At 32.0% G+C, this 25,380-nt stretch carries 26 protein-coding genes; 15 read left to right on the top strand and 11 right to left on the bottom strand.

Going from position 1 to position 25,380, the window contains the following annotated elements; all coding sequences use genetic code 11:
* Nucleotides 1-63: 63 nt before the first annotated feature.
* The 5 genes from WAF17_RS17235 to WAF17_RS17215 form a co-directional block, all read right to left on the bottom strand.
* Entirely contained in the window at nt 64-492 is a 429-nt protein-coding gene (locus tag WAF17_RS17235) for a rhodanese-like domain-containing protein (protein WP_338762244.1), read from the bottom strand.
* A gap of 184 nt (nt 493-676) precedes the next feature.
* Nucleotides 677-1,135 (bottom strand): rhodanese-like domain-containing protein, encoded by a 459-nt coding sequence (locus WAF17_RS17230; RefSeq protein WP_338762241.1) that lies wholly within the window; start codon nt 1,133-1,135, stop codon nt 677-679.
* A 292-nt stretch (nt 1,136-1,427) separates the two neighbouring features.
* Nucleotides 1,428-2,645: a WG repeat-containing protein gene (locus WAF17_RS17225; protein WP_338762238.1), complete on the bottom strand. Its 1,218-nt coding sequence runs from the start codon at nt 2,643-2,645 to the stop codon at nt 1,428-1,430.
* A gap of 83 nt (nt 2,646-2,728) precedes the next feature.
* Nucleotides 2,729-3,628 carry a lipoyl synthase gene (gene lipA / locus WAF17_RS17220; RefSeq protein WP_338762236.1) on the bottom strand — a complete coding sequence of 300 codons (900 nt, stop codon included), beginning with the start codon at nt 3,626-3,628 and terminating at the stop codon, nt 2,729-2,731.
* 112 nt (nt 3,629-3,740) lie between these two features.
* Nucleotides 3,741-4,772, bottom strand: coding sequence for a hypothetical protein (locus tag WAF17_RS17215; protein WP_338762234.1), 1,032 nt, complete (start codon nt 4,770-4,772; stop codon nt 3,741-3,743).
* 234 nt (nt 4,773-5,006) lie between these two features.
* Between WAF17_RS17215 and WAF17_RS17210 the strand changes: the two genes are divergently transcribed.
* The 8 genes from WAF17_RS17210 (at nt 5,007) to WAF17_RS17175 (ending at nt 13,196) form a co-directional block, all read left to right on the top strand.
* Nucleotides 5,007-5,318 carry a hypothetical protein gene (locus WAF17_RS17210; RefSeq protein ID WP_338762231.1) on the top strand — a complete coding sequence of 104 codons (312 nt, stop codon included), beginning with the start codon at nt 5,007-5,009 and terminating at the stop codon, nt 5,316-5,318.
* Nucleotides 5,319-5,477: 159 nt separating this feature from the next.
* The gene (locus WAF17_RS17205) at nt 5,478-6,554 is read left to right on the top strand and encodes a class I fructose-bisphosphate aldolase (RefSeq protein ID WP_338762228.1); all 1,077 of its coding nucleotides are present in this window, start codon (nt 5,478-5,480) and stop codon (nt 6,552-6,554) included.
* A gap of 178 nt (nt 6,555-6,732) precedes the next feature.
* Nucleotides 6,733-8,088, top strand: a complete 1,356-nt coding sequence (locus tag WAF17_RS17200) for an NAD(P)/FAD-dependent oxidoreductase (RefSeq protein ID WP_338762225.1) — start codon at nt 6,733-6,735, stop codon at nt 8,086-8,088.
* A gap of 119 nt (nt 8,089-8,207) precedes the next feature.
* A complete protein-coding gene (locus tag WAF17_RS17195; protein WP_338762224.1) occupies nt 8,208-8,726 on the top strand; it encodes a hypothetical protein in 519 nt (172 codons plus the stop codon).
* 123 nt (nt 8,727-8,849) lie between these two features.
* Nucleotides 8,850-9,944, top strand: coding sequence for a pyruvate dehydrogenase (acetyl-transferring) E1 component subunit alpha (gene pdhA / locus WAF17_RS17190; protein ID WP_338762223.1), 1,095 nt, complete (start codon nt 8,850-8,852; stop codon nt 9,942-9,944).
* Between the two features lie 96 nt (nt 9,945-10,040).
* Nucleotides 10,041-10,880, top strand: coding sequence for a hypothetical protein (locus tag WAF17_RS17185; protein WP_338762222.1), 840 nt, complete (start codon nt 10,041-10,043; stop codon nt 10,878-10,880).
* A gap of 91 nt (nt 10,881-10,971) precedes the next feature.
* Nucleotides 10,972-11,862 carry a J domain-containing protein gene (locus tag WAF17_RS17180; RefSeq protein WP_338762221.1) on the top strand — a complete coding sequence of 297 codons (891 nt, stop codon included), beginning with the start codon at nt 10,972-10,974 and terminating at the stop codon, nt 11,860-11,862.
* Nucleotides 11,863-11,903: 41 nt separating this feature from the next.
* The gene (locus tag WAF17_RS17175; protein ID WP_338762219.1) at nt 11,904-13,196 is read left to right on the top strand and encodes a ribonuclease D; all 1,293 of its coding nucleotides are present in this window, start codon (nt 11,904-11,906) and stop codon (nt 13,194-13,196) included.
* Between the two features lie 7 nt (nt 13,197-13,203).
* Here the strand turns inward: WAF17_RS17175 and WAF17_RS17170 are convergent, their stop codons facing one another.
* On the bottom strand, nt 13,204-13,986 hold the full coding sequence (locus tag WAF17_RS17170; RefSeq protein WP_338762217.1) for a class I SAM-dependent methyltransferase: 783 nt from the start codon (nt 13,984-13,986) through the stop codon (nt 13,204-13,206).
* Between the two features lie 204 nt (nt 13,987-14,190).
* The gene (locus WAF17_RS17165; RefSeq protein WP_338762216.1) at nt 14,191-15,051 is read right to left on the bottom strand and encodes a 1,4-dihydroxy-2-naphthoyl-CoA synthase; all 861 of its coding nucleotides are present in this window, start codon (nt 15,049-15,051) and stop codon (nt 14,191-14,193) included.
* A 156-nt stretch (nt 15,052-15,207) separates the two neighbouring features.
* Here WAF17_RS17165 and WAF17_RS17160 point away from each other — a divergent pair, with 156 nt between their 5' ends.
* From WAF17_RS17160 to WAF17_RS17150, 3 genes are read left to right on the top strand one after another with little or no spacing between them, the layout of a single operon-like run.
* Complete coding sequence (locus WAF17_RS17160; protein WP_338760955.1) at nt 15,208-16,296, top strand: IS4 family transposase; 1,089 nt, start codon at nt 15,208-15,210, stop codon at nt 16,294-16,296.
* A 19-nt stretch (nt 16,297-16,315) separates the two neighbouring features.
* Nucleotides 16,316-16,645, top strand: a complete 330-nt coding sequence (locus WAF17_RS17155; RefSeq protein ID WP_338762215.1) for a hypothetical protein — start codon at nt 16,316-16,318, stop codon at nt 16,643-16,645.
* Nucleotides 16,642-17,232: a hypothetical protein gene (locus WAF17_RS17150; protein ID WP_338762213.1), complete on the top strand. Its 591-nt coding sequence runs from the start codon at nt 16,642-16,644 to the stop codon at nt 17,230-17,232. Before WAF17_RS17155 ends, WAF17_RS17150 begins: the two co-directional genes overlap by 4 nt.
* Before the next feature lie 48 nt (nt 17,233-17,280).
* On the opposite strand, the gene nth is transcribed toward WAF17_RS17150, so the two are convergent.
* Nucleotides 17,281-17,973, bottom strand: a complete 693-nt coding sequence (gene nth, locus WAF17_RS17145; RefSeq protein ID WP_338762211.1) for an endonuclease III — start codon at nt 17,971-17,973, stop codon at nt 17,281-17,283.
* A gap of 111 nt (nt 17,974-18,084) precedes the next feature.
* On the opposite strand from nth, the gene WAF17_RS17140 reads away from it, so the two are divergent.
* A complete protein-coding gene (locus WAF17_RS17140) occupies nt 18,085-18,543 on the top strand; it encodes a hypothetical protein (protein WP_338762209.1) in 459 nt (152 codons plus the stop codon).
* Between the two features lie 22 nt (nt 18,544-18,565).
* Here WAF17_RS17140 and WAF17_RS17135 read toward each other — a convergent pair whose 3' ends face one another.
* A complete protein-coding gene (locus WAF17_RS17135; protein ID WP_338762208.1) occupies nt 18,566-19,396 on the bottom strand; it encodes a hypothetical protein in 831 nt (276 codons plus the stop codon).
* Nucleotides 19,397-19,498: 102 nt separating this feature from the next.
* Between WAF17_RS17135 and WAF17_RS17130 the strand changes: the two genes are divergently transcribed.
* Both WAF17_RS17130 and WAF17_RS17125 read left to right on the top strand, forming a co-directional pair.
* Nucleotides 19,499-20,365, top strand: a complete 867-nt coding sequence (locus WAF17_RS17130; protein ID WP_338762207.1) for a nitrilase family protein — start codon at nt 19,499-19,501, stop codon at nt 20,363-20,365.
* A gap of 15 nt (nt 20,366-20,380) precedes the next feature.
* Nucleotides 20,381-21,124, top strand: coding sequence for an OmpA family protein (locus tag WAF17_RS17125; protein WP_338762206.1), 744 nt, complete (start codon nt 20,381-20,383; stop codon nt 21,122-21,124).
* Nucleotides 21,125-21,137: 13 nt separating this feature from the next.
* Here the strand turns inward: WAF17_RS17125 and WAF17_RS17120 are convergent, their stop codons facing one another.
* Both WAF17_RS17120 and WAF17_RS17115 read right to left on the bottom strand, forming a co-directional pair.
* Nucleotides 21,138-21,575 carry a nucleoside deaminase gene (locus WAF17_RS17120; RefSeq protein ID WP_338762204.1) on the bottom strand — a complete coding sequence of 146 codons (438 nt, stop codon included), beginning with the start codon at nt 21,573-21,575 and terminating at the stop codon, nt 21,138-21,140.
* 125 nt (nt 21,576-21,700) lie between these two features.
* On the bottom strand, nt 21,701-23,716 hold the full coding sequence (locus WAF17_RS17115) for a LysM peptidoglycan-binding domain-containing protein (RefSeq protein ID WP_338762203.1): 2,016 nt from the start codon (nt 23,714-23,716) through the stop codon (nt 21,701-21,703).
* A 645-nt stretch (nt 23,717-24,361) separates the two neighbouring features.
* On the opposite strand from WAF17_RS17115, the gene WAF17_RS17110 reads away from it, so the two are divergent.
* On the top strand, nt 24,362-25,375 hold the full coding sequence (locus WAF17_RS17110; RefSeq protein ID WP_338762202.1) for a sugar phosphate nucleotidyltransferase: 1,014 nt from the start codon (nt 24,362-24,364) through the stop codon (nt 25,373-25,375).
* Nucleotides 25,376-25,380: the final 5 nt, after the last annotated feature.

The following is a 25,380-nucleotide window of genomic DNA, read 5'->3' as shown; positions in this document are numbered from 1 at the left end:
AAAAACCGAATCTAAAAAATAAATATTTATACTTTTTATAAAAATAGTTACAATTTCAAATTTCTATTCAATATTATGATTTGTTTCAACATTAGAATCTTTCCATTTCTCTATTCCTCCTTCTAGTTCGATGATGCGTTCAAAACCCATTTCTTTTGCTTTTTCTACAGCTTTTGCACTACGCCCACCCGATTTACAGTAAAGAAAAATTGGTTTGTCTTTTTCTAGTTTATTTAATTGCTCTTCAAAATTAGAATTATTGAAATTGATATTTTTTGCATTAGAAATACTACCTTGATTGTACTCTTGAGGTGTTCTGACATCAATAAGATTAAATGTTCCTACTTCCGTCATCTCAACGGCAAAGTCTTGGGGAATTAGTTTTTCTATTTTTTGGGTTGAAGATTCTTCTGCTGAATTATTTTGTTCAGCTTTATTTGTGCAAGAAAATAATAAACTAAAAATGAAGATGATAAGAAATGTATATTTCATGGCATGTGTGTTTTTGTCTGAATTTATTTTTAATTATTAACTACATTAGGCAGTTAGAAAGCAAAATCTATAACTAAAGGTTATGGAAAAATCGTAAGTTCTATTTTCCCACGATTAAAATCGTGGGTTTCGTTCATTCATGCAATAAGTATTCAGAAATTTTATTATTGTATAACATCAATTACTAAATAGCATGTGCAGCTTTCATTTTGGCAGCCTTCCAACTTTCCATTCCACCATCTAATTCGATGATGCGTTCAAAACCCATTTCCTTAGCTTTTTTTACAGCTTTTGCGCTTCTTCCACCTGATTTGCAATAAATCAGAATAGGTTTTATACGCTCAAGTTTGTCCAACTTTTTTTCAAAAGAATCATCATTTATATTAATGTTTTTAGCACTCGGAATACTTGCTTGTGCAAACTCTTCTGCTGTCCTGACATCAACAATATTATAAACCCTCAACTCTGTCATTTTTTGATTAAAATCGACGGCATCAAGTTTTTCTATTTTTTGTTTGGGAGTATATTCTGCTGTTTCTATACTTTCCGTATTTTTTATCTCATCACTTTTTTTCGTTTCGTTGCACGAAATTAGAGAGATTGACAAACTGAATATGGAAAGAGTAAATATTATTTTTTTCATTTTTTTGATTGATTAGTGTTTTTTAATTCTCAAACCTGTTTAAGAGTGATTATTATTATCATTTCTATGTAGGTCAGCCTCGTAGAGCAGACCGTTTGTAGTGATATTGCAAGTGTTTTTAGTTTTCAGTAGACAGTCTGCCCTTTGAGAATGACCTATTTAAAATAAATCATACATAAAAAACTAAATTTCTATATACGTTTGGAAATATATGGGGATAACTTTCTTATTCTTAAACAACTTCCTCAAAAGCTACTCAAAGTTAGGAAATTCTATTTATTTATAGTTATAATCAAGAACAACCCTTGATACATTCTCCTTTTTCATTCATATAAAAAACTTCTCCTTCTTTCTCTACTTTTGTAACTCCATTTTCAAAATCACTTACCCTGTCATATTCTATTGGAATAATTACTTTTCCTTTTTTGTTTATTACTCCATATTTATCGTACATTTTAACTATAACCAAATCTTTGTTGACATAGGATACATAATTATACTTTGGAGAAATTACTACTTTTCCATTTGTATTTATAATTCCATATCCCCAATCTCCTTTTATCTTAGCATATCCATTGAAAAAATCAGAGATATAATCATATATTATTGGAATTACGATTTCTCCTTTGGCATCTATAAAACCATATTTATTATCATTTTTTACTTTATAAAAAGCTGGTAAGTGTTCTCCAAATCTAAAAATTTTATCATATTCTAATTCTATAACTATATTTCCTACTTTATCTATAAAACCATGCTTTCCTTCCTTCTCAACGAAGGCTAAACCTTCAAAAAATAAATAAGCATCATCATAAATAAAAGGTATAACTATTTCCATCTTTTTATTTATATAACCATACTTTTCTTTCTTTGATACAGCAGCTAACCCTTCTGAAAACTGCCAAGCATCATCATATATGAAAGGAATTACTGTTTTTCCTGTTTGATTTATGAAACCATATTTCTTTTTACTTGATACTGGAGCTAAACCTTCTGAAAATGAATCTGCATCTCTGTAAGTTAATGGTATGACCACCTCTCCTAACTTATTTATAAATCCATACTCTTCGTTATTAGATACTAAAGCCAATCCTTCGTAAAAATAATCTGCATCTTCATAAATACAAGAAATTGCTATTTTCCCTGTTTTATCTATAAAACCATATTTACCTTCTTGAGTTATCATTGCCAAACCCTCAGAGAAAGGATAAGCATTTTCTAAATTTATTGGAATAATAACTTGACCTAGCTTATTGATAAAGCCCCATTTATTATTGCTGACTACTAACGCCAATCCTTCATAAAAATGGTATGTTTTATCATACACTAAATCAATTACAACTTTTTCATTAGCATCTACAAATCCCCATTTATTATTCCTTTGATAAGGTTCTAATGTTTCTGCATCTATACTCAAAGTATCTAATATTGCATCTTGACATTTTGCTAAAAAAGTAAGATTAAGAAACAGAAAAGTAAAAAAGAATTGCCTAACTAAAAGTTTATTCATTCTAAAGAGTGCTTATTATTAAATATCCCTTAACTAGAGATTATTCTAGTTAAAGGGATAGATATTTTATTAAAAAACTAATTTTAAACATTCACATGTCTTTCTGCATGGTAAGAAGAGCGAACCAAAGCTCCTGACTCTACATATTTCAAACCACGTCTTAACCCTTCTTCTTTATAGAAATCAAAAACTTCTGGGTGAACGTATTCAGTAACAGCAAGGTGCATTCTTGTTGGCTGCATATATTGTCCAATTGTAAGAATATCACAACCATTTTCTACAAGGTCGTCCATTGTTTTCAAAACTTCCTCATTTGTTTCTCCCAAACCTACCATAATTCCTGTTTTGGTTCGCTTTCCATACTCTTTAGTGCGTTTAATTTGCTCCAAACTACGTGCATAACGAGCTTGTGGACGTACACGTTTATATAGTTTTTCAACAGTTTCCATGTTGTGAGAAACCACTTCTTGACCTGCCGAAATCATCGTTTCTAAGGCTTCCCAGTTTGCTTTCGTATCTGGAATAAGCGTTTCGATGGTCGTTGATGGAGAAAGTTCTTTTGTGAGTTTGACAGTATTATGCCAAATTTCTGCTCCTCTATCTTTGAGTTCATCACGATTTACAGATGTAATAACTGCATGTTTTACCTTCATAAGACTAATCGCTTCGGCTACTCTTCTTGGTTCGTCGGTATCGTATTCGGGTGGTCTTCCTGTTTGAACAGCACAAAAAGAACAACCACGAGTACAGACATTTCCCAAAATCATAAAAGTTGCCGTACCTGCGCCCCAACATTCACCCATATTCGGACAGTTTCCACTTTGGCAGATGGTGTGTAGGTTATGTTTGCTTACAAGCTCATTTACTTGCTTATAATTCTCTCCAACAGGCAATCGCACACGCAACCAATCTGGTTTTTTGCCATTTAGCTGTTCTGGAGTTTTATTTTTGTCGTTTATGTTTATAACTGGTAATTCTATCATATAAGTAGAAGACAGTTTTTGAAGCTGTCTATTTAAGGTAATTTTATATTCTCAAATGCCTCTGAGTGCATTTACTGTGTTTATACAAAGATACAAAACTCTGTTCTTTTTATTATACTTTCGTATATTGGTAATCTATCGTTTTACTTAATACTTCGCCTTCATAATGACGTTCTCTGATTAGTTTGGCATCTTTGAAAATAGATACTTTCTTAGTAAAAAAAGTGTTTGCCTGATTTGTTTTAATTTCAGAGTTAGCAAACGGACTTACGAAGTTTTGATTTATGGTTTGCCATAATGTTCCATTTTGATAAATATATTCTAAACTAAAATAGGAAAGTAGATTTTCTCCTTTTCTCATTTCTGTTCTGACAAAAGTCGGCATATTTGTTTTTTCTTGATACGCATAAAAAATAACCGTTTGAGCATCTGTTTCGTAATTGGTATAATGTGTTTTTTGCAATAATACTTGATTATTGGCTCCTTTAGAATAGATATAGATTTTATCTTCCAATGGCTTTTTGTCATCTATAAATACAACTTCTTTCGTTCTTTGACGTGTATTTTCATCAAAATAAGTAATATACTTTTTATGAACAGGATTTTGTATTTTCTTATTTCCACTAAAAATAAAATCTAAAGTAGGAGTTATTTTACCATCTTTTGTAGGTTCATAAAAATTGACAACTTCTCTACCAAAAAGACTATCAAAGGCTGTATAAGAATACAAAATTCGTCTTACAAGATTCTTATTATGATAAATTTTTTCTTCTGTAACTTTTCCTCTTTCGTCTTTATAAGAAATTCGTTTTTGTTCTCCCCAAACTGGATGTATAATTGTTGTTGTCGGTTCTGAACCATAAGTATAGTTTACTTTTACAATTCCTTCTGTTGTATAAACATCTAGTCTTTTCAAACGAGCGAGTGTATCATAAATATAGTTTGTTTTGAGTTCTTGTAAAGGCTCTTCCACACTTGTTAGTCTGCCTTGTCTATCATAATTATGAACACTATACTTTTGAGAAGCTTCGTCTGTGCTAGTCGTTTGCCAAGCAACTATTTGATTTTGGGCAAGTGCTTTTGTAAAAAATAGACTTAGAGAGAGAGAGAAGAATAAAGTAAAAAATAAATTGACTGTACGCATAAGAGATAAAATTAAATTTTCATTAAGGTTTTCCTTTTAAAACCTAAAACGTAAGAGAATAGTTTTTTGATACAATTCAATGAAATCAAAAAAAATTTTCAGCTCTTTAATGGGTCAAAATAAAATTTACCAAAAAGATAAAAAACTGAATGAAAACAAATCATTTTAACTTTAGTTTATTGAAGTATAGAAATTTCAATTAATTAAATCAAAAAACATTCAACAAAATCAATTATGGCATCTACATTTATAGTCGTTTATAAGAACGGCGAGACCAAAGACCTAGAAGCTCAAAATAAAGCAGATTTAATAGTAACACATTTTGAAGGGAACAGACAAAAATTCAAAGATGAAGTTAAGCTTATTCGTTGGCAACAAGGAACAGTTAGTTATACCGAAGATGTAGAAAATGGAGAAATGGATGAAAATATTGCAACAGCTGATACGAATCCATATGGTTGGAGAAATGAAGCAAGTGAAACAGGTAAGCCAGTAAATTCAGAAGAAGACGTAGATAATGTTCCCAAATCCACAGATAGATTATAGTTTTGAGTAGTTTTTGGGTTTAATTTTATTCAAAATTAAATTCAAATTTGTACCTTTGTAGCACTTTTAAGAAAAATCTACTTGATTTTCCTTATTCTCTTATTTATAAGAGCAAAGATTTTACTAATTCATTTTCTGTCATTTTTCCTCAAATTATTTATGGTGCATACTGCAAATCTTTCTACTGACCGTGTTTCTGAACTTTTAGGTAAAGATTCTGAAACTCTTCTTAATTTTTCTACACCTGCTATTTCTAAAGAGCGTTTACACGTTCCTAGTCCTGATTTTGTAGATAAAATTTTTGCTAACTCAAATCGCAACCCACAAGTATTGCGCAGTTTGGGACAGCTTTATGGTTCGGGTCGTTTGGCTAATACAGGTTATGTTTCTATTCTTCCAGTTGATCAAGGTCTTGAACATACAGCAGGAGCATCGTTTGCACCAAACCCAGATTATTTTGACCCAGAAAATATCGTTAATTTAGCTATCGAAGGAGGTTGTAATGCCGTTGCGACAACTTATGGAAACCTTGCTTTGATGTCAAGAAAATATGCTCACAAAATTCCATTTATTGTAAAAATCAATCATAACGAACTTCTTACTTATCCAAATAAATACGACCAAATTATGTTTGGTTCGGTAGAAGAAGCTTGGAACTTGGGTGCAGTAGCTGTTGGAGCAACTATTTATTTTGGTTCGGAAGAATCTACTCGTCAGATTCAAGAAGTAGCTGCAGCTTTCGAAAGAGCGCACGAACTTGGAATGGCAACTATTCTTTGGTGTTATGCTCGTAATAGTGCTTTCAAAAAAGATGGAGTAGATTATCACGTTGCTGCTGACCTTACTTCACAAGCAAATCATATTGGAGTAACTATTCAAGCTGATATTATCAAACAAAAATTACCTGAAAATAATGGTGGTTTTAATAATATTGATTTCGGAAAAACACACAAAAAAGTATATTCAGAGCTTTCTTCTGATAATCCTATTGACCTTTGCCGTTATCAAGTAGCCAATTGTTATATGGGCAGAATTGGTTTGATTAACTCTGGAGGAGCATCTTCTGGCGCATCAGATATGGCAGAAGCAGTTAAAACAGCCGTTATCAACAAACGTGCTGGTGGTGCTGGTCTTATTTCTGGTCGTAAGGCTTTCCAAAGACCACTCAATGAAGGTGTGGAACTTCTAAATGCTATTCAAGATGTTTATTTGAACGAAGGAATTACTATTGCGTAATTTTTAAGCTTTTTATAAAAACTAAAAACCTATCTATTTCATAAAGAAATAGATAGGTTTTTTTATACACCCTTGAAAAGGTTTCAAAATAGTCTGATAATTTAAACTTACTAAGCTATTTTGCGTTTAAGTAAACGACTAAAATCCTAAAACGTCTTTTTAATAAAATTAATTTATTATGTTAATCCCTGCAACGACTTCGGAACTCAACTTTACATCAGAACTACACATTCCTGCTGCCAACAAACCACGTATTGTGATTATTGGAGGAGGTTTTGCAGGACTGGAACTTTCCAAAAAACTGCGTTCTGTTGATGCTCAAATTGTGATGATTGATAGATATAACTTTCATACTTTTCAACCTCTTTTATATCAAGTAGCAACAGCAGGATTAGAAGCTGATGCCATTGCAGGTCCTTTGCGTAAAGTTTTGAAGAATAAGAAAAATAAATCTGATTTTTACTTTAGAGTGGCTACTGTTACAGAAATTCAGCACGACAAAAATACAGTTGAGACAAACTTAGGAACTCTACGATACGATTATTTAGTGATTGCAAACGGTTCGAAAACTAATTTTTATGGCAATAAATCCATTGAAGAAAAAGCATTTGCACTCAAGCAAGTTCCTCAAGCTTTAGCGATTCGAAATCATTTGTTGAGAAATTTTGAAAAGGCACAACTTGCCGAAACTATCGAAGAGCAACAATCACTTATGAATGTAGTTATTGTAGGTGGAGGTCCTACTGGTGTAGAAGTGGCTGGTGCTTTGGGAGAATTGAAATTACATGTTTTGCCAAAAGATTATCCCGAACTAGACTTTAGAAAAATGCAAATTCATTTGGTGGAAGCTGGAGAGAAGCTTTTAGGTGGAATGACTGAAAATGCAAGTAAGAAAGCAGAAGAATACCTTAAAGACTTTACAGTTCAGATTTGGAAAGAAGTAAGTGTAAAAGAATTTGATGGAAATCATGTGGAGCTTTCTAATGGAATGAATTTACCTTCCACAACACTCGTTTGGGCAGCAGGAGTAACAGGAAATTTAATAAAAGGACTTCCAGAAGAAGCAATTCTGAAAGGAAACCGAATTATAGTAGATGAATATAGTAGAGTAAAAGGACTAAAAAATATTTTTGCACTTGGCGATATTGCTGCAATGGTTTCAGAAGACCATCCAAAAGGCTTTCCAATGCTTGCACCAGTAGCAATGCAACAAGGAAAAACACTAGGCGACAACTTAAAGAGAATGCTTAATAAAAAAGAAATGAAACCATTTAAATATTTTGATAAAGGAAGTATGGCAACAGTTGGAAGAAATCGTGCCGTTGTAGATTTGCCTAACAAAATGAGTTTTCAAGGCTTTTTTGCGTGGTTTGTATGGCTTTTTGTTCATTTAATGTTTATCATTGGTTTTAAAAACAGATTGCTTATTCTGACTAGTTGGATTTGGAATTATTTTACCTATGACAGAAGTAACCGTTTGATTATTCCTACTCAAATAACATCCAAAGAAAGAAAAGAAAAATTGTATGTTTAGGGAAATAATATGAATCTTCTGACTTTTTAGCAGTTGTATAAACTTGAAACTCTTAATCTAAAACCTTGAGAGTTTCAAATTTATTAAATTGCTCTACCTGTATAAAACTTATTCAAATCATGAAATTTTTATATGCTTTACTTCCAATAAAAAAAATTACTTACCAAACTTCTCTTTCTACTCAAAAAGTGATACAAAGATTAGAAAGCAAAATTAGTCTAGAACCTAAGAAAAAATCTATATTTGAGCTTGTGCCATTAAGTTATCATGGTAAAATAGAAAAAAATACATTTGAAATTGGAAGACGTTCAAGAGGAAATAAAGACCATCCACCAACAGCACAGGGAACAATAAAAGAAAATAAAAGTAATCCACTTGAAACAATTGTAGAAGTAATCATTACTCCACATCATAACTTTAAGACAGGTATTATTCTTTTTATTATGTTGGTCTTTTTTGCTTGTTTCCCTGCTTTATTTTCTATTTTCTACGGTTATTATGATTCTATTGGCTTTTTTATATTTTTACCTGTTTTCTTTAGTTTTGGTTTTTTGATAAACTACTTGATTTTTTTAGGTTATAATAGAAAGTTAGCAAAAGACATTCAACACTTTATAGATGGAAAAATTATTAAATAAAACATTCTATCAAAATGAAATTATCGTTTTTCTTAAAAAATTGGTAACTTGCCTTACTATAAAAAGACATTTTAATTAGACACAAAAAAGCACAAACGCCACTATCTATACAACTCTATAATTATGAGCGACGCAAAAAACACAAGCAAAACAACAACTAAAAAGCCAACTCGCAAAGCACCAGCTAAAACGGCTACAAAAAAAACAACTTCAAAAACTTCAGCCAAAAAATCTTCTTTCTCAAAAGAGGTATATATGAAATGGTACGAAGACATGCAACTCATGCGTAAGTTTGAAGAAAAAGCAGGGCAGCTTTACGGACAGCAAAAAATTAGAGGTTTTTGTCATTTGTATATCGGACAAGAAGCCTGTGTAGCTGGAGCAGTTTCGGCACTTACAAAAGACGATAAATGGATAACAGCTTATAGAGACCATGCTCATCCACTCGGACTGGGAACTTCTCCAAATGCAGTAATGGCAGAGCTTTTTGGTAAAGAAACAGGTTGCTCAAAGGGAAAAGGTGGCTCTATGCACATGTTTGACAAAGAAGTCAATTTTATGGGTGGACACGGTATTGTTGGGGCGCAAGTTCCGATGGGTGCAGGTATTGGTTTTGCAGAAAAATATAACGAAACTGGTAACCTTTGTATCTGTTATATGGGAGATGGTGCAGTTCGTCAAGGAGCAATCCATGAAGCTTTCAATATGGCTATGCTTTGGAAAATCCCTGTTATTTTTGTCATTGAAAACAATGGTTATGCAATGGGAACTTCTGTTGAAAGAACATCAAATGTAATTGATTTGTCCACTCTTGGAGAGTCTTATGATATGCCTTCAGAAGCTGTGGATGCAATGAGCGTAGAAGCAGTTCATGAAGCCGTTGCAAGAGCAGCAGAAAGAGCTAGAAGTGGAGAAGGCCCTACACTTTTGGAGTTCAGAACATATCGTTACAAAGGGCATTCAATGTCTGACCCAGCAAAATATCGTACTCGTGAGGAAGTAAACGAATACCGTAAAAAAGACCCTATCGAACAAGTAAAAGACGTTATCTTGAAAGAAAAATACGCTTCTCAAGAAGATTTGGATAAAATTGATGCAGATATAAAATCAAAAGTAGAAGAGTCTGTTAAGTTCGCAGAAGAATCTGACTTTCCAGATGCAGAGGAAGCATTCAAGGATATTTATAAACAAGAAGATTATCCTTTTATTATGGATTAATTATTATCATTTTGAATTTTTGTAGGGGCAAGGTACGCCTTGTCCTTCCTAAATAAAATAATTGTATTTAGAATAGAATTTATTCACAGAAAAATCATGCAAAAACTTGTTTTACTTCTTGCTTTTTTAGGTCTTTCGCTCGGTCAAGAGTGGTGGAATCCTGTGTATATATTCCAAACCAATAGCGCAAAGAAAACAGCAACAAAATTATATAAAGAAAAAAAATATAAAGAGGCAGCATCCGAACTTCTTTACATGAATAATATTTGGAAATTAGAAGAGCCAACAGTTACACTTAATTTGGCGCACTCTTATTTTGAACAGCAAGATACATCTGCCATTTCTTCTGCCTTGACGTATTATTCACAGGCTGTAAATAGCAAAAATGATAAAGTTCGTAGCGTTGCAAATCTGCAAGTGGGAATATTGAAAGCAAAACGTGCAGGTTCAAAAAAAACAAAGCCAAAAGACAAAAAGAAAGTTTATGAAGATGCGTTAGTCAATTTTAAAAATGCGCTTCGTGCTGATGAACATAATGAAGAAGCTCGTTTTGATTATGAGCTTTTGAAACGTCTTTTAGATATAGAAATGCAAAAACAAGAGCAAGAACAGAAAGATAAAAGTGAAGACGAAAAACAAAAAGAAGAACAAGATCAGCAGGAACAAGACGAACAGAAAAGTGAAGAAGACCAAAATCAAGACCAGCAAGACGGACAAGAAAATCAAGAGCAAGACCAAAGTAAAGAAGAAAAAGATGCTCAAAAACAAGCACAGAAACAACAACAATCTGCTGCTGATAAATTGAAAGATATGGATATTTCTCAAGAAAAAGCTGAACAGATTTTGGATGCTATGAAACAAAATGAAGCACAATATTTACAACAACAACAACGTAGAAGCAAAAAACCTCGTAAAACAGGAAAACCAGATTGGTAGAAATATAGGACAACGGCAAAATTTCTTCAGATTATAAAAACAAAAAAAATAGCCGTTGCTCGTGTCCTCACGAGCGACACACTTATACACCATGCAATACAAAGATTATTACAAAATTCTTGGGCTTCGTAAAAATGCAAGTGCCGAAGAAATCAAAAGAAAGTATAGAGAACTTGCGAAAAAATATCATCCAGATCGTAATCCAAATGATATTTTAGCCGAAAAAAGATTTAAAGACCTTACCGAAGCATATGATATTTTGAGCGATACTGCAAAAAGAGCGCAATATGATTTGATGGGTAGAAATTGGGGAAGCTACCAAAAAGTTGCTGACAAAGCAAAAGATGCCTACCAAAGAACGCAACAAGAAGACTTTGAATTTAAAGACCTTTTTACAAGAGAACGTATGAGTGATGTTTTCAAAAATGTAGTGGATTTGGGAAAAGAAGCTCTTTCTAATGCAAAAAATGAAACTACAGGAATAAAAAGAAAGCCAAAAACAAAAGAAATAAAAACAACCATTTCTTTTGAAGAAGCTTATACAGGGACTACACGAGTAATTACGGTAGATAAAAACAGAATCCGTTTGAAACTAAAAGAAGGAATTGAAGACGGACAAAAACTCAAGTTAGGAGCTAAGGGAGAAAAAGAGGAGGATATAGTCGTTGTTGTAGAAATAGAAGAAAGCAAAGATTTTACTAGAGAAAATAACGACTTGCATACCACAGCAACTGTTTCTTTGTATGAGGCAATGCTTGGAGGCAAAATTTCTGTTCCAACAATGAAAGGAAAAATTTTATTTCCTCTCTCTCCTGAAACTGCCAATGGAAAAATATTCAGAATTAAAGGAAAGGGAATGCCAATCTATAACCAAACTGGAAAGTTCGGTGATTTGTATATTAAGATTGAGGTAGAACTTCCTACAAAATTATCTCAAAAAGAAAAAGAGCTTTTTCAAGAGTTATCGAATTTAGAAAAGTAATTATTTCAAACCCTTAGGGTTTATTATGTTCATATAGCAAAATGTCAAAAAATTCATCTTCAAATCATTCATTAGGCGATTTATTAAGCGCAGCACAGCGCAATCAACTAGGAGCAAAAAAAGCTCCTCCCAAAATACCGAATCCAATTTATATCAAAACCTTTGAAGAGCTAGAAAAAGCAGCTTTAAAATGGGAAAAATGTCCTCAAATTGCTATCGATACAGAGTTTGATGATAATAATAATTATTATGGGAGACATCTTTGTTTGGTTCAGATTTATGATAAAGACAAAATATATTTAATTGATACTGTCAAGTTGGAAGGAAATATAAAGCCTTTACTTTCAGTTTTAGAAAACCCAAAGATTGAAAAGATATTTCATAGCTCTTCTTCCGATTTGATTGTAGTAGGAGATGTTTGTAATTGTTCTATAAAAAATATTCAAGATACTGCATTGATGTATCGTTTTTTGCTCAAATCTAGCAATGATATTGGTCTTCAAAATTTGGTAGAAGAAAAGTTAGATATTGAATTAGAAAAACAAGAACAGGTTTCAGATTGGGCAAAACGTCCTCTTTCGAAATCACAACTTATTTATGCAGCTACTGATGTAATTTATTTATTTGAGCTTTTTGAAATTCTTAAAAAAGAACTTCAAGACTTAGATAGATGGGCTTGGTATGATGAAGAAAGGCAAAAGTTAGAAGAAGTTGGTTCAGAAAGTGCCAATAATAAGAATGATTCAGCAGAGAAAAATACTATTTCAGCATTAAAATCAGCTATTAAATATAAATTCCCAGAGGAAAACACAGTTCGTTTTGCGATGTATTGGAATCTCAGAAATGAAATAGCAAAAAGCGTGAATCGTCCTCATTATAGAATAATTTCAAATAACCGTTTGGCAGAGCTTGTCGTAAAACCTCCTCAAAAATTAGAGGAATGGGAAAAATTGCGTGGCTCTTCTCATCATTTCAAAAAAAGAGCAGATGAGTTTTTTGAGCTTTCAAAGATAGATTTATCAGATAGAAAAAATCTTTTTTTTAAAGAACTGGACAAACGAGCAGAAGAAAAAGAACAATATTATCAAGAGAAAAAACAACATCAAAGAACACTTCATCAGCGAGAAATTATCTTTACAAACCTACGTGATGCACTTACAGATTATAAAGGATTAAATGTCCAGTCACTTATTCTTTCAAATAAAAACAAGAATGATGTTCTTTGGAATGGATTAGAAACGGTTACTAATTCGTGGAAAATGATTGTTTTAGAGGAAATAGCAAAAGAAAATGAATGGAATATTGATGTTTTGAAAGGAAGTTTGAAAAAATAATCAACGGCTACTTTTTTTCTACAAAAAATAATAAAGAAACTCCGAAGGAAAACGAAATATTCTTTTGGAGTATTTTTTTTTCTATCCTAAAAACACTTCTCAAAATAGAATCTAAAAAATTGTTCCCCTTATAAATTTCAAAATCAGAACCTGAACCTCTTCGTATAAACTGCTTCGGAATTAGAACAATTAGTTTTCGAAAGAGCCAAATAGGAATAAATAGAAAAGAATTAAAATAGGTTTTTCGAAGAATCTTAAAAGAGTAATTATTGATTAAGACTTTACTTTGCAAATCAAATAATTTTGCAATTTCACTCATCTTATATCGTTTGAAGTGATGATTTACTTCATCATGATGACTCCAAAGACTTTGAAAAGCTGGAACGGTAATACAAATTCTGCCTTTAGTTTTACAAACTCTACTCATTTCCGAAACGGCTTTTTTGTCGTCTTCTACGTGTTCTACAACATCAAAAGCGCAAACCAAATCAAAACTGTTTTCTTTAAAAGGTAACTCTAAAATTGAACCTTCAATAACTTCAATATTTAACTTTTGCCTTACAAATTCAGCACAAGCAGAATCATATTCTACCGAAGTTACCTCTCCAAATTCAGAAAGCATTTCAGTAGTTTTTCCTGTTGCAATGCCTATATTTAAGATTTTTAAATCATTTTTATTTTCTGATGTAATGATTTTTTGAAGTTCTTGTTTCAAGATTTCTTGGCGCACCACAAACCACCAATGATTTCGTTCTAAATGATAATAGTTTTTGTAGTAATCTTGGTTCAAAATACTGTAACTGAATGGTGAAAGATGGGTAGGATTGATAGGATTTGAAAATACAGATAAATACAAAATACCCTAACTGATTAGCGAGTGATTTTTATGATTTGTATGATGAAAGGCAGGATAAATACAAATACAAATTTTATGATGACACAAAACCTGTATTGTATTTAACTGATTACTGGTTACTACTTACTAGTAACTGATTTAAGGAATCCACTTAATATCTTTAAAGTCTGGTTTTCTTTTCTCCAAAAAGGCATTTCTCCCTTCTTTTGCTTCTTCAGTCATGTAAGTCAAGCGTGTAGCTTCTCCTGCAAAAACTTGCTGCCCAACCATTCCGTCATCTGTTAGGTTGAAAGCAAATTTTAGCATTTTGATAGAGGTAGGCGATTTTTCCAAAATTTCTTGCGCCCACTCATAAGCCGTATCTTCTAACTCTTCGTGAGGAATAACAGCATTTACCATTCCCATATCATAGGCTTCTTGTGCTGAATAATTACGACCCAAAAAGAAAATTTCTCTTGCTCGTTTTTGTCCTACCATTTTAGCCAAATAAGCAGAACCATAACCACCATCAAAACTGGTAACATCGGCATCCGTTTGTTTGAAAATGGCGTGTTCTTTACTGGCAAGTGTCAAATCACAAACGACATGCAAACTATGTCCACCACCAACAGCCCAACCATTAACGACAGCAATAACAGCCTTTGGCATAAAACGCATAAGACGCTGAACTTCTAAAATATTTAGGCGTGGCATTCCATCTTCTCCTACATATCCTTGATGACCTCGTTTAGTTTGGTCGCCACCACTACAAAACGAATAAACTCCGTCTTTTGGTGAAGGACCTTCTGATGAAAGCAAAACTACTCCGATAGAAGTGTCTTCTCTAGCATCTAAAAAAGCTACGTATAATTCGGTTACTGTTTTTGGGCGAAAGGCATTTCTGACCTCTGGACGGTTGAAGGCAATACGAGCTACTCCATTTGATTTTTTATAAGTAATATCTTCGAATTTGATATTATTTAATTCTTCGATGACTTTCCAATCTGCTTTTTGATTCATTTTTTTGTTTTTAAAGTGGTTTTTTAATAACTTCAATAAATAATTTATCTAAAAAAGTATTATCTGGATAGTATTAATCTCAGTCCTCTGACAAAAGATTTTAAATTTAGATAAAAAAAAGCCATAATTGAGTTTCTCACAAAATTTTTCTCAATTATGGCGAAAGCAAAGTATGCTTCTAGTGGTAAAGTTACAAAATTAGTTAGTGTTTTATCTTCTCATTTAAAAGGGTTTCATTTAGCCCGAGTTCAATTTATAGGTCTTTTTGTAATAGCTGTTATAAAGGTAGGTCTAGGAGGTTTAATTCAAATTGCAACTGCGTTTGAAAGGAATGTAGAATACAGTTCTTCTTTACGTCGTATAGAACGCTTTTTAAATTATTATGAGCTTGATTTTCAAGCAATTACTAATTTGATTATTTCCTTAGAAGGCATTGAACAATGGGAAAATATCGTACTGTGTTTGGATAGAACGAATTGGAAAGTTGGAAAAGAGCATATTAATATTTTGCTTCTCTCAGCAGCTCATAAAGGGGTATCTATTCCTCTTTGTTGGTCTGTACTTTCGAGGACAGGAAATTCAGCTACTCAACAACGAATTGATTTGATAGAAGATTTCTTAAATCAATTTCCTAATTTATCTATTACTGCTCTTGTAGCAGATAGAGAGTTTATAGGTAAAAAATGGTTTTTCTATTTAGCTACAAAAAAATTTGATTTTGTAATGCGTATAAAATCTAACTTTAAAGCTACTAGAAAAGGGAAAACAAAGTCTATTGTAGCATGGTGTAGAGGGCTTTCGATTTCAGAAACCTATCAACTAGATGGAACATTTGTAGTCAATGAAGCAGAGGTATATTTATCTGTAAGTCGAACACAAAAAGGATATATTTATTTAGCATCACCTGTTTTATTGGATAATATTTTTGAAATTTATAAACAACGTTGGGAAATCGAAACGTTGTTTAAAGCACTAAAATCACAAGGTTTTAACTTAGAAAATACAAAATTAACAGAACCAAATAAAATAGCTAAATTAATTGCTTTGTGTTCCATTGCCTTTGTTTGGTGTTACAAAGTAGGAGAATGGAAACATAAAAAAACAAAAATAAGAGTCTGTTCAAATGGATATAATGAATACTCTTTTTTCAGATATGGATTAATAGAAATTAAAAAAATACTCAATAATCCAATGACTAGTGAAACTAAATTTGATCAAAAAATTAAAGTTTTGTCAATGGAGTAAGAGTATTAATAATAAGATTATGCGAACTATTGTTTTTAAATCGAATGAGGAACAAGATATAAAATTATTGATAGCTTTGGCAAATCGATTAGGTATTTTATATCAAGAAATAGAACAAGAAAGTTCTGAAAAAGAAGAATTTGTCAATTCTGATACTTCTTTGTTGTATCAAGATTTGGAATTAGAGGTTTCTCCTATAATTATGAGCTATGATGAATATGAAAAAGCAGATAAAAGCATAGAAATTTCAGAACAAAACATAGATAGAGAATTAGCTAAAACTTCTTTTGGTGCTTTAGAAGATGATAATGAACAAACATTGGAAGAACTTTTAAATACAAAAAAATGAAATATCTATTTATTACTCTATTCTTCATCTTATCATTTGCATTTTCTAATCAACTATTAGGGCAACGAACTGACTCTACTATGGCTGTAGGAGGCATAACAGGAGATACATTATACATCATTACAGAAAATATACCTAAAAGCAAATTTTGGGGTAACTCATGGTATTCAGGAATAACTTACAACCTTTCTAAAAGTAATGAATTTACACTAAACCTTGGTAGAACCTATGGACAAAACTTTTTTAGTGGTGGTGGATTCAACCTTAATATGAAATCATGGGGCATAGGATATTCTCGTTTTACAAGTGATAATAAGACTGGACAAACTGTAAGTGCATTTGGAGAAGTTTCTAATTTTTTTCTTCCTCCTGCTACTGCAAGATTGGACTATTTATTTGATTTTGTAAATAATGCTCACTATGTAAGACCTTCTGTTGGACTTAATCTATTTGCTTTTGATATTATGTACAATTATTCTTTTAAGATGTATAGTAAAAAAAATCTATTTAGACATGGATTAATAATAAGATTCAAGTATTTCATAAATAATAAAAATTGGCAGAAAACCTATCCACATCATTGTTAATTTACAAAAGCCTCTTTTCGTTTTTTCTGAACTTCAAACTCATACATTTTACTTTCCTTTCATTTCCTGCTCCTCTAAATACTTTTCAAGATATTCTGTATTTCCGTATTTACTACAAATCGGACATTCCAAGGGATTATGACTTCTTGCAGGACAATATTCTCTACCAAAATAAATAATTTGAATGTGTAAGTCATTCCAATTTTTCTTAGGAAAAAGTGCTTTCAAATCTTTCTCTGTTTGGACTACATTTTTTCCGTTTGAAAGTCCCCAACGATACGCCAGTCTATGAATATGCGTATCGACAGGAAAAGCAGGTTGTCCAAAATACTGCGAAACCACCACCGAAGCCGTTTTATGTCCCACCCCCGGTAATTCTTCTAAAAGCTCCATTTTGTCAGGAACTTCTCCACTATATTTTTCTAACAAAATCTCTGAAAGACGATGAATTGCCTTTGATTTGTTGTTCGAAAGTCCACAAGGTCGGATGATACTTTTGATTTGTTCAGTGGTAAGCTCTACCATTTTATTAGGAGTGTCAGCTTCTTCGAAAAGAATTGGCGTAACTTGATTTACTCGTTTGTCGGTGCATTGAGCAGAAAGCAAAACTGAAATAAGCAAAGTATAAGCATCTTGATGGTCTAATGGAACAGCAGGATTTGGATAAAGTTCTTGCAAAATCTTAGCGATTGCATTTGCTTTTGTTTTGGGTTTGTAGGAAACTGATTTTGGGAATTTCATTTTTTAGGTGTAGGAATTGAGAATTAGAAAAGTATCAATGATTAGAAATAGAAATTATATAAAAATGTTTACTTTCAGCCTTTTATAAACTTATCTAACTCTATTTCTAAAATGGTAAATTCAACAGCAATTAGTCGTATAAACTCTGCAAAAGCAGTTTTGAACATAGAGCATAATTCAGGAGATTTAATACAAAAACTATTTGATACAAAAAAAGAAAACGAAGCTAGAGAAATTCTTGATTTGCTTTGGGAAAATATGTTTCATCAAGAAGAAATTGGTGAAGTTGCATTTTTTATTGTTCCTCAATTAGTGAATTATATGATAGAAAATAAAAGCTTAGAAATGGAAATATTATCCTATTGTATTAGTATCGAATATCATAGAATAATTCAAGACATAGAAATACCTAAAGAAATCAAAAACGATTATGAAAATTCATTCGAGAAACTATGGAATAAAATCAATTTTTTTTTAGAAAAAGATTGCGATTTTAATATGTGTATAGCTATAAGTTCATTAATAGCTTTAAAAAATAACCAACTAAAACTGATTTCGATGTTGTTATAAGCAGATTAACTCTAGTTAATTTTTAAATTTCTCCTCGTTTCCATTTCAAAAACGGAGAAGTTTCTTGATTCTTATAACCATGGAAACTCGCTCCTAAAAATATTAAAAGCCCAAAACCAAGTGCAGTATAAGCAATCAATGGTTCGGCTTCCCAATGGCGATAACAAATAGCAATTAATGCCCAAACACCTACCATAGCTGTTTCTCTAAGGTTTCTAGTTGCGATTAGTCCTAAATACAAACCTGTTGCTGCTACAATCATCAAGACAGTCCAAGTAGAAGCAAAAAGTGGTTCTCCTTGCCAACCCAAACTCACAAAAAACGAAGAAATATTAGCAATAAAAGCAACCATAATCCAACCCAAGTAAATCACAATAGGCCACCATACAAAAGCAATAATTCTGACAGGCGCATCCCAAATTTCTAAACGTAAATTTTTAGTAAGCTGAACAAGTGAAAGCAAAAGAAAAAACATGACCATAACAGAAAGTGCAATATGTTCGTTTAGCCAGACAGCAACCCAAGACGCATTACAGATGTTTGCTATAATAAGCCAAAAACCTGTTTCATGGATTGTTTTTATAAGTATATTTTCTGAGTTATCATAATTATCTTCAGTATCTTTATATTTGTAGAGTATGTACCATTGAAAACCGACAAAAGCAAAAAGCATCAAAAATATAATTCCCCAAATAGAAAAAGCGTAACTTGCAGGGGTAAAAAGTGTATCGTATTTCTGACTAATTTCTCCAATCGTTTTTCCTCCAAAAAAACCTGTATTGGATAGATAATTTATAAAAATGGTAAAAATAAGTGTAAGTGTATTGAATAGTACGAGTAATTTAGTTTTCATAGTGTTGTTTTAATTAAAAAATGTTGTGCAAAATTCAGAGTTTTAAAAATATATCTTTCAAAAAATAGCCTAATAAATAAATCTCATTATTAAACAAAAGACATGAAACCCTCATTATATATAAGTCTTATACAAGCAAATTTGTTTTGGGAAAGCCCTATTGAAAATAAAAACCACTTCGAAAAAGTCTTTTCAGTTTTTTTTGATAAAAAAGAAAGTCAGCAAACAGACCTTATCGTTCTGCCTGAAATGTTCACGACTGGTTTTACGATGAATACAGATTTAGCAGAAGGTTTTGGTAACAGTTCTACTTTGTCTTGGCTGCAAGAACAAGCTAAAAAATACGACGTTGCTATTACTGGAAGTGTAATTATCAAGCAAGAAAAAGAAATACTTACAGAAAAAAAGAAAAGAGTAGAAGTCAAATTTTATAATCGTTTGTTCTTTGTAGAGCCAAATGGATATTATAATTATTATGATAAAAAGCACCTTTTCAGGATGGCAGGAGAACATGAAGTATTTACAGCAGGTAAAAACTTTCTAGTTTTTGAATATAAAGGCTGGAAAATATGTCCACAGATTTGTTATGATTTGCGTTTTCCTGTTTTTTCTAGGAATGATTTGATGGTGGATAAAGATGGAATTGCTACTTCTGGGTATGATGTTTTGTTGTATGTAGCCAATTTTCCTGCTGCTCGTAGTTTGGCTTGGAATACACTTTTACCTGCTCGTGCTATCGAAAACTCGTGTTATTGTGTGGGTGTAAACAGAACTGGAAAAGATGGAAAAGGAATTGAGTACAATGGAGATTCGGCTATTTATACTCCCAAGGGAGAGAAAATAAATTCTATAATTCAAGAAGTTGAGGGTACAGAAATTTTGTCATATTCGCTTTCGGCAACGGATTTGCAAGACTATAGAAAGAAATTTGCCGTTTATTTAGATGATGATGAATTTAAATTGATATAATTTTGAGAGATTGATATGAAAAAAGATATTTTCTATTTACTACTGTTTTTTTGTTTTTCTACTACACTTCTTTTTGCCAAAACAGCACAAAGCCAAACGTATAGATTACTGTATCGTTTCGTCGATAAAGAAACAGGAAAACCTATTGATGGTGTAAGTGTACGTATTCTGAATACAAGCAATAACTCTGAACAAGTAACCATAACTGCGAAAGATGGCGAAACGCTTGTTTATTTAGAACCAGAAACTACTTTTTTGATTCGTGCTTACAATAAAAATTACTTTTCTACTGATACTATTCGTCTTCAAACTCAAAAACTTCCTTCTGAAATAGCCAAAGAAGATGAGCGAAGAAATATCAAAAAAGATATTTTCTTAGAAAGAATAAATATAGGTGTTGTCAAAAAATTAGTAGGTGTTTACTTTTCGCCCAATAGCGATAAGATTTTGCAAGAATGTGAAATTATTATGAAAAGGTTGGCTTACATGATGCGACTAAATCCCAAAATAAGAATAGAAGTGGCTGCTCATACTGACTCACGAGGAGAAGATGAATATAATCTAGAGCTTACCCAACGACAAGCTAAATCTATAAAAGAGTTTTTGATAGAACAAGGAATTGCAGAAGATAGAATAAAAGCTAGGGGATTTGGAGAAACTCAGCTCATTAATCAATGTCAGAATGACATAAAATGTACCTCTTCGGAACATATACAAAACAGACGAGTAGAATATGTTATTATTGGAATAGATGGATAAAAATAGAATGAACTTAACTTTTCAGTTCTGCGTACCACTTATTTACTTCTCCTCTCAAAACTCCTTCTTCTACTTTTATATTGACACTACTTTTTTCTATAATTTCCTTGCAAGAAATATCAATTTGAGACTCTCCTTTTGCTATCAAATCTTTTATGCTTAGTCCAAAAACTATCCTTGAAACTTTTGCCCAAACTGCCGTAGTTGCACACATTGGACAAGGTTCACATGTCGTAACGAGTGTATAATTTTCTAAATTGGTAATTTTATTTTCTTTACAAAAATCTCTAATCAAATTGAGTTCTGCATGTGCGCTTACATCTGAATCTTGCTTGACAGTATTGAAGGCACGAGCCACAATTTCATTTGATTTATTTTCTACCAAAACAGCACCATAAAGTGTTTTTCCTTTTTTGGCTTCTTCTAATGCCTCTGACATGAATTCTTTCATAGGAATATAATTTATTTTTCAAATTCATAAAAAATATCCTTTATTCATTATGAATAATCACAATAAATAAAGGATATTTTTCGCTTTGCAATTAATTACTCAATTTCGTAATTCGTAATTGCTACTTACATCACTTTTAGTTTTTGTCCAACATTCAGTTTATCAGAACGCAAATTGTTGAGTTGCTTCAACCTTGAAACGCTAATTCCTGCATTATTTGCAATTCCCCAAAGCGTATCGCCTTGTCTTACGACATGATAAGAAGAACTTGTTTTGTTAGATGAAGAAACAGTAGTTTTTTTGGTAGATGTTGTTTTCTTGCTTGAAGCAACTGCACTATAATTACTTCTTTTCTTAACGCCATACATCACTATTTTTTGTCCAATATTAATTCTTGAACCATATATTCCGTTCCAACGTCTGAGCGAAGAAACTGATGTTCCGTATTTTACAGCAATTCCTCCAAGAGTTTCGCCTTTGCTTACCGTATGATAAGATTTTGAACCAGAAGATTTTGAAGAATATCTTTTCTTAGTCGTTGTTCTTGCAGAAGCTGTATAACTCTGCGCTGTTGTATTTGATGTTTTTGTATTCCTGTAATTTGATGCTGTTTTTGTAGCTGTCGAAGTGGTTGCACTTCTATAATTTGGATTCTGACAAGCCACTAAAATTTCTTCTTGGCTTTTCCAAAAGAACTCAGACCTGTTTTTTGGGATTCTGATAGGATGTTCTTTGGCATATTTAGGAATAATTCCACGTTTTGCCTCTGGATTCATTGCCTTCAAATCAGTCGCACACATGCGAAGCTCATCAGCTAATTTATCCAAATTTACATACTGACTTACAAAAACAGTATCGTATTCAATGGCATAAACAGGCTCTTCGACAACCATTCCATGGTCTTCTGCATAATTGAACAGATACGCATAAGTCGTATAAAGAGGAACATAAGCACGGGTTTCACGAGGCAAATAGTTATAGATTTCCCAAAAAGTCTTTTTACCAGAACGACGTATTGCTTTCTGTACATTTCCTGGTCCACAATTGTAGGCAGCAATGGCAAGTTCCCAGTCTCCATCAAAAAACTTATTCAAATATTTTAAATATTTACAGGCTGCAATTGTAGAAGCTGTTGGGTCCATTCTCTCATCAATATAGAAGTTTTGATTCAAACCAAATACTTTTCCCGTACGTGGCATAAACTGCCAAAGACCAACAGCACCTGCATGAGAACGAACCTGTGTTTTGAAAGCTGATTCTACCACAACTAGATATTTTAGCTCTTCGGGCATACCTTGCTCTTCCAAAATCTTTTCAAAAAGTGGAAAATACTCATTTGATTTTGCAATCAATGTATTCGTATAAGTATAATATTTTACTCCATATTTTTCTATAAAATTTCTTACTTCTGGCGTATAATTAAAAGGCACTTCTTTTTCGATAGCCTTCATACGAGCAGCTACTTCTTCATCAGAAAGTGCATTTCTGAAATTCTTAGCCAAATCTAATCCATCTAAAAACTCAATCGTAGAATCTTGATGGTCAAAAAACAGTTCTGCATCTACTATTAATGCCTCATCACTTACAATTTCCTCTATTTCATTGAGGTACTCAACAGGCTGACCAGAAATATAAGAAACAAAATCAGCTAACAAATGATACGAAAAGCGTTTTTGGTCTTGTAAATCACTAGAATCAGAAGGAGTCAGAGGAGTTCCTACAATTAGGCGTTCGACGGAAGGAGGCGCACCAATAGGAGAAAACATTGATTCTTTGAGCTGATGAGAATTCCATTTTAAGGTATCAGAATAATAATCAAAGCTGTGTTTTGTAAAGGGTTTATTATTAGTTATAAATGTTGTTTCTGAAAAAGTAGTGTTTTTAGAAGTCTTTGTATTCTGTTTATTAGTATTTAAACTCTGATTATCATTATCTACATCATTATTCAATAAAGTTGTAGAAGTTGTATTTTCTAGTGTAAAGCTGTAGGGTGTATATTTCAATCCGTTTTGCGCTACTGCAAACTGAGCAGTACAGACAACGAATGCAGAAGCAAAGAAAAGTTTGAGAGCAGAATTTACTTTTATTACTATACTACTATTACTTCCTTTTTCTGGGGCAGATGACTTGCTTATTAGCATAAATGAAAAAATGTTTGCGTAAAATTATACGTTTTTTAATCGACTATCAAATATACCTCTAAATAATAAACAAATAAAGACAACTATTTTCTTACTTATTTATTAAAAAAGTATTTTTTTGTATAAATAAAACTTTTTTTTAGAAAAAAAAGCTAATTCAAAACAAATTTATATTTTCCTGACAGACAAATATCTTATTTTTTTTGGTAGGAAATCGAATCGACAGTTTATTTTTTTTGTGATTTAATAGAATTCACTACTATTTTATTTAGAACTGATACATAAATTAATCCTAAATGGAGATAAATTCAACTAATCCAATGTTTTACCGTGTTGTTTTCGATAAAAATATCAAACTTATCGGTTTAATTCAAATAGTTTTAGATTATTTTAGATTCACTCTATCAAAAAAAGAAAAATAAGCACTATATGACTTTTTTTCTAAAAAATTGTATTTATCATTAGTGAAGGCATCAACAACGAGAAAGATATATTTAATTTTGTTGGCTTACTATTTATGAAATTTGATAGTGTATAAGTTGTGGTATCTTATTAAGAATTGTATTTTGCACTATTATTCAGATTATTTTCCTATTTTAGTTTACAATAGCTTTATTATATTTTTTTTTAGTTTCATTGATGCCCATGAAAGCAATTATTCCAGTAGCAGGAGCAGGTACACGCTTACGTCCACATACACACACACAACCCAAACCACTCGTTCCGATAGCAGGAAAGCCTATTTTGGGGCATATTATTGATAATTTATATGAAAATGGAATACGAGACTTTTTATTTATCATTGGTTATCTAGGAAACAAAATTGAAGAGTATGTAGTAAATACATATAAAGATACCATCAATGCAGAGTTTGTTTTGCAAGAACCTCGTATTGGTTCAGCACATGCACTTTGGATAGCCCGTAATTTTATCCAAGATGAAAAAGAATTGCTGGTTGTCTTAGGAGATACAATTGTAGAGATGAATTATTCTAACTTTTTCAATATCAAAAATAGTGTTGTAGCTGTCAGAAAGGTTGATAATCCACGTATTTTCGGAATCATAGAACCTGATAAACACGGAATAATAAAGAAGCTTATCGAAAAACCACGCATTCCAAAGTCAAATTTGGCGTTAGTGGGTGCATACAAAATCACAAATATTCCTTTACTTTTAGATTCTATAAAGACAATTATGAGCCATTCTGCTTCTGCAAATAGCTCTTGGGAATATCATTTGACTGATGCTCTTATGGAAATGGTCAATCAAGGCGAGAAAATAACTTTTATGGAAGTAGATAATTGGTTTGATTGTGGAAAAAAGGAGACTTTATTAGAAGCTAATGCTAGTCTTTTAAGACGACACGGTTTCAAAACTTCTGTTTCAAGCAATTATCCAAAATGTATTATTATTCAGCCTGTTCGTTTTGGGAAACAATGCAAACTAGAAAACTCTATTATTGGTCCTAATGTAGCTATTGGCGACCATACACATATTTCAAATTCTATCATTCAAAATAGTATTATTGGTTCTTTTTCTGAACTTTCTCATGCAACACTCAACAAATCTATTATTGGTAGTGATTCTTCTCTCAAAGGATTAGTTCAGAGCCTTAATATTGGAGATAGTACCGAAATTGATTTTACAAGCAACGAATAAAAATC

It is taken from the genome of Bernardetia sp. ABR2-2B (genome assembly GCF_037126435.1).
Taxonomy (GTDB): Bacteria; Bacteroidota; Bacteroidia; order Cytophagales; family Bernardetiaceae; genus Bernardetia.
The sequence above is the reverse complement of the archived record's forward strand: the minus strand, read 5'-3'. Positions and strand labels throughout refer to the sequence as shown.